Here is a 14,206-nt window from a genome sequence, read left to right on the forward strand (position 1 = left end):
TCAGGCATCAAAAAATCCCAGAATTCGTTTTGAATTCTGGGATTTCTTGATGTTATTAGCTAATCACTAATAAGTTTAATTATAGTGGTAGATCCTTCTTTTGGAAGATGACTGCTGAAGCTGCATACAATACAAATGCAACCCCACCTAATACAAGTAATGGGATACCAAAATCACCGCTACTCAAAATTTCATCCGTCATGTACAAAGTCGTTAATGAAACGTACTTTAAGTTTTCCAAACTATCACTTTGTTGAATAACCAAACTAATTAGGAAGAATGCGAATGGAAGACCGGCACCAAGCACCATGGCTTGGTTTGAACGGTTAAATAGGGTACTTGCAAAGAATGAAATACTTCCCATTGCTAAGATTAGCAAGCATGCACCAACGTTTAACCACATGAATTTCTCAACATCGAATTCTAATGATTCGTCAGAGCTTAAAGCAGCGCTGACTTGTGATGAGTCAATTAGTGTCTTTAATTGATCTTCAGGTACCTTAGTAGCTTCTGAAGCGGCCTTAATGGCCTTGTCATCCTTTAGTAAGCTCATATTATCGCTAATATTGCTTTCTGATGTGTTCAAAGCTTTAGCACCAGCTGATTGAGCTGTTGACATGATAATTGATGGGCTGGCTGGTAAATTCTTTTCAAGTTCTTTTTGCTTGTCAGCACTATCATTCTTAATCTCGTCATTAATAGAATTACGATAATCACTGACGCTTTGTCCAGTGACCTTAGCACCAGCTTCCAAAGCATCATTATCATTCATTATTAACTTAGGATTCTTAGATAGTTCGTCTTGTGTAATTTCGATTGCTGACTTGCTCTTGTCAGTATCTTCATATTTGTCTTTACGGTTATCAGTCAACTTTTCAGCAGCTGCATCATAACTGTCACGCAAAATAGCTTGATCAAGGTATTGCTTATAAGCCTCTTGATCCATATTACGAGCTTCGGCACCAGCTTGGACAGCATACTTATCATCTTCAATCATGTATAAGTGGCTACGTACATAGCTTGGCTTGCGATCCATAGCATCTGCGGCTGCGGTCACATCTTCGGTCATTGGCTCACCTGTAACATTGTGATGTGTGACTTCAGAAACACCTAGACCAACACCGGTTACAATACCAAACATTAGGATGATTGAACCAATCATGTAGGCCATTTTCGTAAAGATAACAGTACTACGCTTTGTAGGTGTTGATAATGTGTACGCCATTGATCCACTATCGACTTCGTTAACCACTAAATTATTAGCAGAGAAGATAATGTAGACCAATCCCAATAAAATAGCAATTGACTTATAAAAGGTTTCTAGCGTTCCTAGAATCGAATCAAAACCTGATAGGACGCTATCAAAACTTGTTCCTGAAGCTGCGCTTGATAGGGCAGCGAAATCTTCAGGATCAAATTGAACAATAAATACACTTAATAGTGCACTGGCAACTAATGTAATGACGAGCCATAGCGTTCCATTAGAACGTACACTCTGTTTAAAAATAGCTTTACTAAACATTATGCCTCCTCCTTAAATGTTTGGTTGAAATAATCTTCAAAGGTTTGCTTGATTTCTTTGAAGAACTTAACTGGATAATGTTGTAGATCATTCATCAATTCGTTGATCTTTTGATCATTAACTTTTACGGTAACTTGGTTTTTGTCTGGTTTTACTTCTGCCAAGTCATAAGACAAGCTAGTGAAATGTTGAAAGCTTTCATTATCTTGGAAGGCAATTGTGAATAGCTTATCAGGATTATAACGAATCTTGTTCATGTCGATACGGCTAATAATCTTACCATCTTTAATCATGGCCACGTGATCACAAGTTTCTTCCATTTCTTTAAAGATGTGACTCGACATAAAGATTGTTTTACCTAATGCTTTTTGTTCTTCAACTAGTTTAATGAAAGTATCACGCATCAATGGATCTAACCCAGTAGTAGGCTCGTCCATAATTAAAATATCAGAGTCGGCAGCGAAGGCAGCAGCTAAAGCTGTTTTTTGCTTCATTCCTTTACTCATGCTTTTAATGTTGGCTGTTGCATCAAGTTGTAATTCATCACAAATCTCTTGGCAACGTTCCCAACTACCATGACCTAACATCTCTATTTGACGCTTTAAGAAAACCTCACCGCTATTGTTACCAGGAAAGTTAATTTCACCAGGTACATAGGCAACCTTTTGCTTGATTTGCGCACTCTTTTTTGTAGCATCAAGGCCATCAATAGTAGCCGAACCACTATCAGGTTTAATGAATCCCATTAGGTTTCGAATGGTGGTTGTTTTACCAGCACCGTTGATTCCAGCAAAGCCGAAAACTTCACCTTTTTCAACCGACAGATTGATGTCAAAGATACCACGGCCTTTGCCGTAATCTTTTGTTAAGTTGTTAATCTCAATCATTGCCATGTTCTAATTCCTCCTGTCCTGCTGCGACACTCAATTTGCGATCGTAGAAGTTCATGAAGTAATCTTCCAAAGTAAACTTGATTTCTGAGATAAAGTTAAGTTTATATTGGCTCATTTCTGCGAATAACTGATGAATAGCATCATCGTGAATTCGTAATTTTACTTGATCTTGATCTGGTCGCTTAGCAGAAATATCGAGTTGCGTTTCGGCAATAAAATGCTCATACGTCTCGTGATCAGCAAACTCGACCTTAAATTCTTTGTTTTGATTATTTCTTAATTTGTCAGCGACAATGGTTGAAACGATCTCACCATTTTTGATAATAGCGATTCGATCACAGGTTGCATCGACCTCATTAAAAATGTGACTTGAAAGTAGAATGGTTTTACCGGCTTCTTTTTCAGCCAATACGAAATCAATAAAGCGTTCCTGCATCAATGGATCCAAACCACTTGTTGGCTCGTCTAGAATCAAAATTTCAGGATCGTGCATAAATGCTGTCACAACAGCTAATTTACGCTTGGTACCTAAACTCATTCGTTTAATGACGCCTGAAGGATCTAATTCAAACATATCTAATAGGTAGTTTGTTTTAGTCATATCTGTGATTTGGCGTTCCTTAGCCATAAAATCAATAAATTGTGTACCAGTCATTCCGGAAGGAAAGGCTAGCTCACCAGGTAAGTAACCAACTTGGCGCTTGATTGCGTCGGCTTGTTTCCAAGCATCTTTACCGTCTACGGTGATAGTACCGTCCTGTGGCTTAGAAAAACCCATAATATGGCGGATAGTTGTTGTTTTACCAGCACCATTAGGTCCTAGGAAACCGAAAACTTCACCTTTGTTAACTGAAAAAGATACATCAAAAATACCACGTTTATGACCATAATCTTTGGTCACGTGATCAATATCTATAACTGCCATCTGTTTCCTCCTAACTTATTAATGTACAAATGATAATTTATTTACATATGTTCAACAACAAATTATAATATATTTGACGATCAATACAACGTACATTTCCTCATAAAATGAAAGATAATTAACAAAACATTAACTTTTGTTCGAAAAAATTAGCTATAAGGAGACATCATCATGGATCAGAACTTAGATTTACGGGTTCAAAAAACGTATTCAGCGTTAACAGCGGCCTTTTTTGAACTATTGGAAGAAGAAAGCCTTGAAAAAATAACGGTGAATGCGTTATGCCATCGTGCTTTAGTACGGCGCCCAACATTTTATAAGCACTTTGCCGATAAATATGCATTTGTAAAATATGTTATTTATACAACGCAACAAGAGCTTCTACAAGAAATTGATACCAGTACTGATATTGAGAATCCGTTTGACTTTCTGTTGACTTGTTTTGAAAAGATCCTTGATACAATGGAACAATATCAAAAGGCGTTGGTCCATTTACAACTAGACATTGAGAATAATTTTTCTTTTGAAATGATTGATGCCCGTGTACAACCAGAAATCGAAAAAAGGATTATGGCCTTTGGTGAACAAGATGCTATCTTATCTCATGATATTGATTTTACCTGTCAAATTATTTTAGGTATGTTCCGGCAAATTAGTCTTTGGTGGTTTAAACAAAAAGATGAGATGTCAAAAAAAGAGGCGCGTAATAAAATGGCGCAAGTATTACATTTGTTATTTCCCACTACATAAATCACACTAATTATTTCCAGTGTATCAATGTTTAATTGTGGATGAAAATAAATGCACTTTTTAGATGAATTAAATTAAAAAAGAAGAGGTGAGAAGAATCAATTGATTTTTCTTACCTCTTCTTTATTTAAACGTTAAATACTGTAAATAACGTTATTATAGCCACGCTCTTGTTTACTCTACAGTTTGGGTCCAGTTATATGGATCTGGGCGGTCACCGTATTGAATGCCAACCAACTCATTGTAAAGCTTGGTTGTGACAGGGCCGGCTTCTGTTTCACTGTAAAAGACGTGCTTTTTGTCACCAGCAGTCAATGAACCAACCGGTGAGATAACTGCTGCGGTACCCATGGCACCAGCTTCTGCGAATTGATCGATTTCATCGAAAGGTACTTGGCGTTCAACAGGATTCAATCCTTGATCCTTTGCTACTTGGAGCAAAGAACGCTTTGTGATAGAAGGCAAGATTGATTCTGACTTAGGTGTAACGAATTGTCCTTCCTTTGTGATACCAAAGAAGTTGGCACCACCGAATTCATCAACATATTTATGTTCACGAGGATCAAGGAATAGGCAGTCAGCATAACCTGCTTCATGTGCCTGAGCTGAAGAAAATAGACTACTTGCGTAATTACCGGATGTCTTGGCTTGACCAGTACCCGCGTATGAGGCACGGTCATAATCACTGACAGTGTATGCAGCAGGGTTTAGGCCATTTACGTAAGCGCCAACTGGCGTTGCATAAATATGGAAAGTGTATTCAGTGGCGGGTGTTACCCCAACAACACTGCTTGTTCCAACCATAAATGGACGTAGGTAAAGGGTACCTCCCGTACCGTATGGTGGCACGAAGTCTTCGTTAGCTTTAACGACCTGCTTAACAGCATCGACGAAAGCATCCACTGGGTAAGGTTCCATCAACATACGTTCAGCAGAATTGGCCATACGTTCAGCGTTTAACTCAGGACGGAAAAGGTTGATTTTACCATCTTTACGACGATAAGCCTTTAATCCTTCGAACACTTCTTGACCATAGTGTAGGACTTCAGCAGCGACAGATAGTTCCAGTGTTGAACGGGTCGTCAATTCACCTGGTTGCCACTCACCATCCTTGAATTTTGCTTCAAAATCATAAGGTAGGTCGTGATATTCAAATCCTAGGTTGTTCCAATCCAAATTTTCAACTTTTTCTTTCATGATATATTCTCCTCGTGATAATAAATTAATTTAAAATGTGAAATGTCTACTGTGAAACTGCGGCCGCTTTTTGTTCGCTAGCTTTGTCATCTTCCAGAACCTGGTTGATAAAACCGTTGACATCAAACTTATCTGTAAATTCAGTAAGATGAACAAGATTACGTAAAAAATTATGGGTCGATGCTTCATAATTGTATTTTTTACCTAAATCATAGATATACCCATTGATATAATCCACCTCGGTTTCACGACCATTTGATAGATCCTGATACATAGAAGGGAAATGTAATGGGTTTCCTGTCTGACTAACGGTAACCACTTGTTGCCATTCTTCTTGACGAGAGGTTAATAATTTAATCCCTGCACGTTCACAAACATCATAGGCTTCGTCAATTAATTGGACAGATAAGGCACGTGTTGTAGGTGCTTGGATAAATTCTCCCATGCGGACCTTGAACATTGTACAAAGGGTATTAACTACGGAATTAAAAACAACTTTAGCCATCAGTGTGCCAGTGAAATTATCCGTTAGGGTCGGATTCAGGCCAGCTGTTTTAAAATCACTGATAATTTGATGAGTCATTTCATCCGGCTGCTCAGTTTGATTGGCTAAGTTAACTGATCCAGCTCCTTTTTGCCCAATAAAATCAACATCCCCAGCTTGATTTAAGACGGTACCAATCATGGCCGTCCCTCCAATGACACGATCACTTGGGAAGTATTGATTTAATTTTTCAATATGTCCCATACCATTCATGCAAGTTAATGCATATTGTTTGTCGTTAAAGAAGTGTGCACACCGCTCTAAGAGATCCGCCAGCATATATTGCTTCGTGAAGACAATCAGAACGTCTGCTTGTCCATTATATTCCTCTGGATAATAGACATTTACAGGAACAAGACGTTTATGTTGACCGTCTCGGGAGACGTAGACACCACGCTGTGAACGAATGGTTTCAACTTGTTTCTCCCATGTATCTACAAAATCTACATCAAAGCCTGCTTCTTGTAGTAAAACACCGAGTCGCAAACCCATTGCGCCTGATCCTAGCACTGCATATTTCATTCTGATTGCCTTCTTTCTTAGACTGGTTAGCCATTAAAGTCGGACTGATTACCTATCAAAAGGGGCGATTGTCTGGTTGATATGGCTAAAAATATAACGGTTTACTAAATGACTAATGTCGGATTCTATAAGACATCACCTCCTAAATATTAAAATTATTATGAAAAAAGCCCTTAACTTTTACCAATAATCTGGTAAAAGTTAAGGGCGCGTTAGCACGGTACCACCTTAATTGCTTAAAAAGCATCTTATGTATTCGTCAAAAAACAATACATCTACACAATAATGGGTGTCCCCAATGCTGTTTAATAATCAATTGATGTTCACAACACAGCTAAGAGATGATCATTATCAATTTTTGTGTATCGTTTTGCACCAATCAACGACTCTCTGAACACAGTAAAAGATAAAATTCTCCTTACAGCTTTTTAATCATAATTTAATTTAATAAGAGATTAACGCGTACGGGGATGCTTTGTCAACTGTTATTGAAAAATAAATTTTATTTTGTTTGTTATTGAACATAGGTTCTAATTTTGGGTGGCTGATAAGTCGCTATAAATTCAAAAATTTCATCAAGTGAGTCAGAAAAAAGTAGTTTTTTACGATCTTCGGCTGTTAGAAAATCTTTTTTAGTCATCTCATCAAACATTGTTTTTAACGGATCATAGTAGCCACTAACATTGAAGAAAATACAAGGGTTGGTATTGTTACCAATACGTGCCCATGAAAAAGCTTCGATAATTTCTTCAAGTGTGCCGGGACCACCAGGAAGGGCGATACAAGCATCGGCTAGTGATAACATGGTTGCCTTACGTGTTGCCATGTCGTCCACGATCTTAAGGTCCGTTAACCGAGTAAATGCTGCACTACGATCAACGAGCTGTTTGGGCATAACGCCGTGGACTTTGCCACCTGCGTCTAAGACTTCGTTAGCTAATAAACCCATTAGACCAACACCGCCGCCACCATAGACCAGTTCGAGTTGATGATCGACTAGATAATGTGCAAGGGCAATTGTTGCTTCTTGATGAGTTTGGTCGTTTCCTGTGTCAGCGCCACAGTAGACAGCAATTCTTTTCATTTTAGGAACCGTCCTTGTACGAATTATTGTATGTTTTTTATTATTCAGAAGTTGTTAAACCATCTCGTATCAACTGCCATAATAGTTCAAAGCGAGATTGATAGTCTGGCAGATTCCAAGTTTCCTTAAAGTTAGGCAAAGTAAAGACGGAGAAGGCGGACAATATAGCTTCTGCTTTTTCGAAATTAACATCATTGTAGCCCATAATGCGGTTAATAACTTTATAGGCACTTATTAGAACATCATGTAAGGCAAGCGGATTATTATCAACATAGTACGTGTTTAGCATGAACATTTGCGGATCATTATTATAGGCAGTTTTTTTGGCGTTAACGAATGCCCATAGCCAATCGTGTAACTCATCTTGTGGGTTTGTATACTTATTTGGCGTAAATTGCACATTGTTAATGATGGTTTGCTCAAACCAATCGGCTGCAACGGCCTCCCATAAAGCTTGCTTGTTTTTAAAATGTTTATAAATAGCTGCATGAGTGACGCCCAATTCATTGGCAATTTTGGATAGTGGTATCTCAGCGGTATTTGTTTCTTTAATCAATCGTCTAGCGGTGTTGATAATTATTGTATTAGTCATTCTTTCCATAAAGCTTTCCTCCAATCATTTATTTTTTCATAAAATCTTCTTCATTTTATCATGTAAAAATTTCGGTTACAATATTTGACTTATGTAACCTTGTGATTTAAACTCTAGTTACAAATTAAATAAAAAGTAACCAAGAGAAGTCAAATGAACGAAGGAGATGATATTTTTGGTAAATCGTTTAGCAAATAAAGTCGCCATTGTGACAGGCGGTATTTCAGGAATTGGTAAGGCAATCGCACAAGATTTCTTGGCTGAGGGAGCAACAGTAGTTGTAACTGGTCGTCGAGAAGCAGTTGGTAAACAAGTGGCAGCAGAACTAAGCCAGCAAGGTGAGGTGTTGTACTTAAAGCAAGATGTTAGTGAAGAAACAGATTGGCAAAAGGTTGTTGATACAACCCTAGCCACTTTTGGTCATTGGGATATTTTAGTTAATAATGCCGGAATTGGCGGGGCAAATAAGCTCATTGCTGATACTAGTTTAGATGAATGGCAACAAGTCATGGATATTAATCTAACTGGTACTTTCATAGGTGTTCGTGAAGCCCTGAATAGAATGGATAAAGGTAGCATTGTTAACGTTTCTTCTGTATTGGGAATTATTACACCGATGCCTGGTGTAGGTAGTTATGCAGCTTCTAAAGCGGGTACACGATTATTGACCAAAGCAGCAGCCGTTGAGGCAGTTAAAACAGGTAAACAAATACGGGTGAATTCTATTCATCCAGGCTTAGTTGGTACGGATATTGTTTCTGATGACCTTAAAAATGCTTTGCAAGCTTCGGACGATGTTATTCCGGCTATTGGAGAACCTGCAGATGTTGCCAAGGCAGTTACGTATCTTGCTTCAGATGAATCATCTTATACAACAGGTTCTGAAATTGTGTTAGATGGTGGTACGTTAGCAGGAAGGCAATAAAAAGGAGATATAAATTATGACAAATTTATGGACGTCAGTAAAAGTTGGAGACAGTGTTTTAAATAATCGTCTGGTTATGGCACCCATGACGAGAAGTCGAGCTTTGGATAGTGGTGTGCCTGGTCCATTGGCAGCTGAATATTATGCACAACGCGCAACCATGGGTTTAATCATTACTGAGGGAACCCAACCTTCTGCTCAAGGACAAGGTTATCCTGCGACACCAGGTATTTATACAGCTGAACAAGTTGATGGCTGGCGAAAGGTCATCGATGCGGTTCATGATCAGGGTGGTAAAATATTTATCCAGCTTATGCATGTTGGACGTATCGCTCATCCGGATAATTTGCCTAATCATGAACAAGCAGTAGCACCATCAGCAATTGCACCAGGTGAAGAAATTTTCACTAAACAAGGTATGCAAGAAATTCCGGAGCCACGTGAATTAACGAAAAGTGAGATTGCTCAAACGGTTAATGATTATCGACATGCAGCGGCAATGGCCATTGAGGCAGGGGCTGATGGTGTAGAAATCCATGGTGCTAATGGGTATCTTATCCACCAATTCTTAGGCGCCAACTCTAATCAACGTGCAGATGAATATGGTGGATCAATAGCAAATCGTATACGTTTTGCCATTGAGGTGACACAAGCAGTTGTCGAAGAAATTGGCCCCGAGCGTACGGGGTTCCGTATTTCACCATTGAATTTGTTAGGTGGCGTTAATGAGGGTGAACAGGCAGCGGAATTATATCACGTGTTGGTCAGTCAATTGAATGATTTTCATTTAGCGTACTTGCATATGATGCATGTTGGTCATGAGGATATACTTAATCAAGTTCGAGCGGATTGGGATGGTCCATTGATGGTTAATCGTGCAAATCGGCCTTTAGAAAAGTTAACCGTTGATTTGGATAATCATGTTGCTGATTTAGTTTCTGTTGGTAATTATGCGTTGGCAAATCCAGATTTGGTAGCAAGGTTAAAGAATAAAATACCACTGAATAAGCCTAATCCTGAGACGATTTATGTGAATAATGGTGCGGTTGGTTATACAGATTATCCAACTGCTGATTAATAAATTGTTAGACTTAATATGTTCAATTTTATTTAGCAGATAGATTAATTTACGTCTATTACTAGTAAAAACTAAAATTGACTAATCAATGATAGTGTTTTACGATAAACTTATAAAAAGTAAGCGTATTTAATGTTATCCAAAATTAGAAAGGAACTATGTCTATGACTATTTTAGTAACTGGCGCAACTGGGGGTTATGGCTCAGCCGCTTTAGAGGAATTAAAGACTTTAGTACCACAAGATGAAATTTTTGCTTTAGCTAGAAGTGAAGAAAAGGCGGCTACGCTACGAGAAAAAGGATTTCAAGTTAGAATTGCTTCTTATGACGACTCAGAGTCATTAGAGCAAGCATTTACTGGTGTTGATCGGTTGTTATTTGTTTCTGGTAGTGAAGTTGGTTCACGTAAACCGCAACATCAACATATTATTGATGCCGCTAAAAAAACGGGTGTATCTTATATTGCCTATACGAGCTTTAATAAGGCTGATACATCAACCAGTCCATTAGCTGCGGAACATGCCTATACCGAGGCTGCAATTATTGAGTCAGGAATTTCACATACGTTCTTACGTAATAATTGGTATCTGGAAAATGAATTACCTCTTATTCAGACCGCATTAAAGACTGGTAAGTTTGTGCATGCGGGTGGTGAAGGTAAAGCTGGTTGGACGCTACGTAGCGAACTAGCTAAATTAGGTGCACGTGCCGTATCTGGTAAATTCGATTTCCCAGCGGTCTTAGAAGTTGGTAATCCATTAATGACCTATCAGCAATTAGCGGCGGCAGTGGCATCTGCTACGGGAACGGAACTAGAAGTTGTCGATGCAGATGTGGCAACCGCATCACAATTTTTGCAGGATAATGCGGGAATGCCTCAAAAGGTTGCTGATATGGTAGCTGGTTCACAATCAATTGTTAAGAGTGGTAGCCTAGCGGTGGAACCTAGTGATATTGAAAAATATCTGGGTCGACCATTCCTGACTGTTGAAGAATCGGTGCAACAATTACTAGAAAAATAAAGCTTACGGGCTAATGAGTAATATATTTTTAGTATAAAAAAGATTGGAACATTTTCTTTTGTTCCAATCTTTTTTTGTTATTAATCATTTAGTCAAAATGCTTGCCTAATATTGCTAAATCAAGGTGATTACCGTCAATCTCAGCGACTTGTGGTAACAACCCCCATTGTTCAAAGCCTTGTTTTTTGAATAAGGTCATACTAGGGATGTTTTGTTTAAAAACATAAGCAACAATGTTTTGTAGATGACGTTGCTTCAGTTGGGTTGCCAAAAACTGAATGGTTTGGGTACCAATGTGGTTACCACGAGTAGCTTCATCAATATAAATACTAACTTCAGCGGTATGCTGGTACGCTGCTCGGCCATAGAATGGTTCAAAACTACACCAACCAACGATTTTATCATCGTCGGTGATTATCCAAATCGGATATTTATCATGGGATGAATTAGCAAACCACGTTTCACGATCTGATACTGAAATGGGGGTTAAATCGGCAGTGACGTTCTTAAGTTTGATGACTTGATTATAAATAGCCACAATTTTTGGTAAATCATTTTTTTCAGCGAATTTAAAGTGTATCGACATTTTGTTCTCCTCTTCAATATTGGTCGTATGATTTAGTATAAGCTTTTACTGAAAACAATGAAGTGTGTATGTCAGGTATTGTAACATGTATAATCGTTTAAATATTGCCATAATTTCATTTGTTTTTAACATTAAGATGATTTTATAGGTTAAAATAAGTGCAAGAATTATTTGAGGTGGGGGAGAACCGAATGATTAAACAGATTTTTTTAGATATGGATGGCACGTTACTAGATGATAAAGGGGTCGTAACTAAAGATACGGTTGCAGCCATTAAAAATTCGCAAATACCAGTGACCTTGGTTTCAGCCCGTGCACCACAGGAAATGACTTTTGCAATTCATGATTTGGCATTACAGGCACCACAAGTAGCATTTAATGGTGGTTTGATTTATCAAATGGATGAGGGGGATATGCATGTGTTACAAGCATATCCAATTGAAGCAGCCACTAGTATTAAGTTGATTCATTGGTTAGCCGAAATGTTTCCAACGGTCAGCCTGAGTTATTATACGCAAGATAGTTGGCTGGTCGATCACGCCTCGGCAGAAATTGATCGTGAGGTATTATTTACAGGGGTAGTTCCACGATATGCAGCTTTGTCAGAAGCTGCGCTGCAGGGTCAAAACGGTATTTTTAAAATTATGTTGATTGATCTGAGTGAAACAAAATTGGATATGATTCAGCAAGCAATTCTGAATTTAGATTTACCAGGAATTAATGTACAACAATCAGATGCCAGTCATTTAGAGATTACGAGTGACATTGCGGAAAAAGCCTTTGGTGTTTCATACATTATTGCTCGCGAACAACTATCGCAAGCGGAGACAGCCGCTTTTGGTGATGGACAAAATGATTTATCAATGTTTTATAAAGTTGGGACATCGATTGCCATGGGGAATGCGCCGATGTCAGTGCAACAATCAGCAACCTATGTCACAAAAACTAACGTGGCGAATGGGGTTGCTTACGGTATTGAGCACTTTTTATTGCATCAGCCATAAAAAATAGGTAAGGGGAAGCATATGGCTAATATTAAAGATATTGCACGGTTGTCAGGGTATTCAGTGGCCACCGTATCACGATATATTAACAAAAATGGCTATGTTTCAACGAATGCAGCACAGGCCATCCAACGAGTTGTTGAAAAGGTCGATTACGTACCAAACACCATTGCTCGTGATTTAAGTACTGGACGCACAAAAACAATTGGTGTCGTCGTGCCTTTTTTTGAGTATTCTTATTTTTCACAATTATTTGCGAGTATTACAAAAGCAGCATTTAATGCTGGTTACAGTGTGATTGCATTAAAAACCAATTATGATGCTGAATTAGAACGGCAATATTTAGAACAACTCCACCAAAAAAGATATGATGGTTTGATATTTACATCCCACACGGTTTCGCTTGAAACGATGTTATCGTATCAAAAATATGGTCCTATTGTCTGTTGTCGTAATCTTGGCGATGTGCCATTAGCTGCTACTTATTCGGTGCGTAATAAAACATACGATGATGTTTTTGAATTGGCAAAAAGAGGAAATTTTCAAGGTATTGCATTAACTTTGAATCGTGATTATGACCATAGTCCGACAACACAAGCAGCCATCGATTGTTATGAACAAGTCTTTCATCAAAAACCAAAACCTGAATATACGGTAACGGGTGTTTTGGGGTATGAAGATGGTTATCAGGCAGCTGAGTATTTTTTGTCGTTACCGAAACCGCCAGATTTTATTTTTGCTAATAGTGACAATATTGCGGCGGGTATTTTTCAATATTATCGTAATCAGCAGCAACCGATGCCAACAATAGTTGGACAAGAAAATGAAGTGGTCAGTCGATTAATGAATATATCAACGATTGATCACCATTATGACGAAGTTGGTAAAAATGCAGTTGATTTGGTCATCAATAAAAAAGTACAGCATATCCCAGTGTCGTCTGAATTTATTCGGCGCACGGGGCAAGTGTCGTCAATATAAAAGGCTTTTATTTTACTAATTAATCTAGGTAGTCTAAACTGATGACTATTTATATGTAGGGGGGTTGTATTTTGGCTTTTGAAAAAGTTAATCAGTATTTTAAGCAAGTCGGTTTGGAAAGTCGTGTGAAACAGTTTGATGAATCTAGTGCAACCGTTTTAGAGGCAGCGCATGCTTTAAATTGTGAGCCAGCCCATATTGCCAAAACAATGTCATTTTTAGTGGATGACCAACCAATTTTGATTGTGATGGCGGGGGATGCAAAGGTTGATAATCGTCAATTTAAGCAAGAGTTTCATAAACGCCCCAAAATGATTCATAGTGACGAAGTTGAGCATTATATCGGACACGCACCAGGTGGTGTTTGCCCGTTTGTGACCAAAGACGGTGTCACAACCTTTTTAGATGATTCCTTAAAACGTTTTGAAGTTGTCTATCCAGCTGCGGGGGATGATCATAGCGCTGTTGAATTATCATTATCAGAGTTAGACGAGTATACCCAGGCTGAACGTTGGATCAACGTATGCAAAGGTTGGCAGGATGAAGCTGCTGAAGATTAGATGATTTTGGCAGTATCAGGG

The 14,206-nt window shown here is 38.4% G+C and carries 15 protein-coding genes; 7 read left to right on the top strand and 8 right to left on the bottom strand.

Going from position 1 to position 14,206, the window contains the following annotated elements:
- Nucleotides 1–79: 79 nt before the first annotated feature.
- The 3 genes from FOL01_RS00410 to FOL01_RS00420 are packed head-to-tail and all read right to left on the bottom strand — an operon-like array spanning nt 80 to nt 3,340.
- Entirely contained in the window at nt 80–1,522 is a 1,443-nt protein-coding gene (locus FOL01_RS00410) for an ABC transporter permease subunit (RefSeq protein ID WP_075268798.1), read from the bottom strand.
- A complete protein-coding gene (locus FOL01_RS00415; protein WP_075268799.1) occupies nt 1,522–2,415 on the bottom strand; it encodes an ABC transporter ATP-binding protein in 894 nt (297 codons plus the stop codon). The genes FOL01_RS00410 and FOL01_RS00415 overlap by 1 nt, the downstream gene beginning before the upstream one ends.
- A complete protein-coding gene (locus FOL01_RS00420) occupies nt 2,402–3,340 on the bottom strand; it encodes an ABC transporter ATP-binding protein (RefSeq protein WP_075268800.1) in 939 nt (312 codons plus the stop codon). Before FOL01_RS00420 ends, FOL01_RS00415 begins: the two co-directional genes overlap by 14 nt.
- Before the next feature lie 171 nt (nt 3,341–3,511).
- Between FOL01_RS00420 and FOL01_RS00425 the strand changes: the two genes are divergently transcribed.
- Nucleotides 3,512–4,090: a TetR/AcrR family transcriptional regulator gene (locus tag FOL01_RS00425; protein WP_075268801.1), complete on the top strand. Its 579-nt coding sequence runs from the start codon at nt 3,512–3,514 to the stop codon at nt 4,088–4,090.
- Nucleotides 4,091–4,264: 174 nt separating this feature from the next.
- Here the strand turns inward: FOL01_RS00425 and FOL01_RS00430 are convergent, their stop codons facing one another.
- The 4 genes from FOL01_RS00430 to FOL01_RS00445 form a co-directional block, all read right to left on the bottom strand.
- Nucleotides 4,265–5,287 carry a branched-chain amino acid aminotransferase gene (locus FOL01_RS00430; protein ID WP_075268802.1) on the bottom strand — a complete coding sequence of 341 codons (1,023 nt, stop codon included), beginning with the start codon at nt 5,285–5,287 and terminating at the stop codon, nt 4,265–4,267.
- 46 nt (nt 5,288–5,333) lie between these two features.
- Nucleotides 5,334–6,353 (bottom strand): ketopantoate reductase family protein, encoded by a 1,020-nt coding sequence (locus FOL01_RS00435; protein WP_075268803.1) that lies wholly within the window; start codon nt 6,351–6,353, stop codon nt 5,334–5,336.
- Nucleotides 6,354–6,867: 514 nt separating this feature from the next.
- Nucleotides 6,868–7,437 (bottom strand): LOG family protein, encoded by a 570-nt coding sequence (locus tag FOL01_RS00440; protein WP_075268804.1) that lies wholly within the window; start codon nt 7,435–7,437, stop codon nt 6,868–6,870.
- Between the two features lie 40 nt (nt 7,438–7,477).
- A complete protein-coding gene (locus FOL01_RS00445; RefSeq protein ID WP_075268805.1) occupies nt 7,478–8,038 on the bottom strand; it encodes a TetR/AcrR family transcriptional regulator in 561 nt (186 codons plus the stop codon).
- A 166-nt stretch (nt 8,039–8,204) separates the two neighbouring features.
- Between FOL01_RS00445 and FOL01_RS00450 the strand changes: the two genes are divergently transcribed.
- The 3 genes from FOL01_RS00450 to FOL01_RS00460 all read left to right on the top strand — a co-directional run bounded on the left by FOL01_RS00450 (nt 8,205) and on the right by FOL01_RS00460 (nt 11,054).
- Entirely contained in the window at nt 8,205–8,954 is a 750-nt protein-coding gene (locus FOL01_RS00450; RefSeq protein WP_075268806.1) for a glucose 1-dehydrogenase, read from the top strand.
- Nucleotides 8,955–8,970: 16 nt separating this feature from the next.
- Entirely contained in the window at nt 8,971–10,032 is a 1,062-nt protein-coding gene (locus tag FOL01_RS00455; protein ID WP_075268807.1) for an alkene reductase, read from the top strand.
- Between the two features lie 164 nt (nt 10,033–10,196).
- Entirely contained in the window at nt 10,197–11,054 is an 858-nt protein-coding gene (locus FOL01_RS00460; protein WP_075268808.1) for an NAD(P)H-binding protein, read from the top strand.
- Nucleotides 11,055–11,142: 88 nt separating this feature from the next.
- On the opposite strand, the gene FOL01_RS00465 is transcribed toward FOL01_RS00460, so the two are convergent.
- Nucleotides 11,143–11,640, bottom strand: a complete 498-nt coding sequence (locus FOL01_RS00465; RefSeq protein WP_075268809.1) for a GNAT family N-acetyltransferase — start codon at nt 11,638–11,640, stop codon at nt 11,143–11,145.
- A gap of 191 nt (nt 11,641–11,831) precedes the next feature.
- On the opposite strand from FOL01_RS00465, the gene FOL01_RS00470 reads away from it, so the two are divergent.
- The 3 genes from FOL01_RS00470 (at nt 11,832) to FOL01_RS00480 (ending at nt 14,185) form a co-directional block, all read left to right on the top strand.
- On the top strand, nt 11,832–12,644 hold the full coding sequence (locus FOL01_RS00470; RefSeq protein WP_075268810.1) for an HAD family hydrolase: 813 nt from the start codon (nt 11,832–11,834) through the stop codon (nt 12,642–12,644).
- Between the two features lie 21 nt (nt 12,645–12,665).
- The gene (locus FOL01_RS00475; protein WP_075268811.1) at nt 12,666–13,625 is read left to right on the top strand and encodes a LacI family DNA-binding transcriptional regulator; all 960 of its coding nucleotides are present in this window, start codon (nt 12,666–12,668) and stop codon (nt 13,623–13,625) included.
- A 71-nt stretch (nt 13,626–13,696) separates the two neighbouring features.
- The gene (locus tag FOL01_RS00480) at nt 13,697–14,185 is read left to right on the top strand and encodes a YbaK/EbsC family protein (protein WP_075268812.1); all 489 of its coding nucleotides are present in this window, start codon (nt 13,697–13,699) and stop codon (nt 14,183–14,185) included.
- Nucleotides 14,186–14,206 lie beyond the last annotated feature (21 nt).

It is taken from the genome of Weissella thailandensis, from assembly GCF_001932615.1.
GTDB classification, from domain to species: domain Bacteria; phylum Bacillota; class Bacilli; order Lactobacillales; family Lactobacillaceae; genus Weissella; species Weissella thailandensis.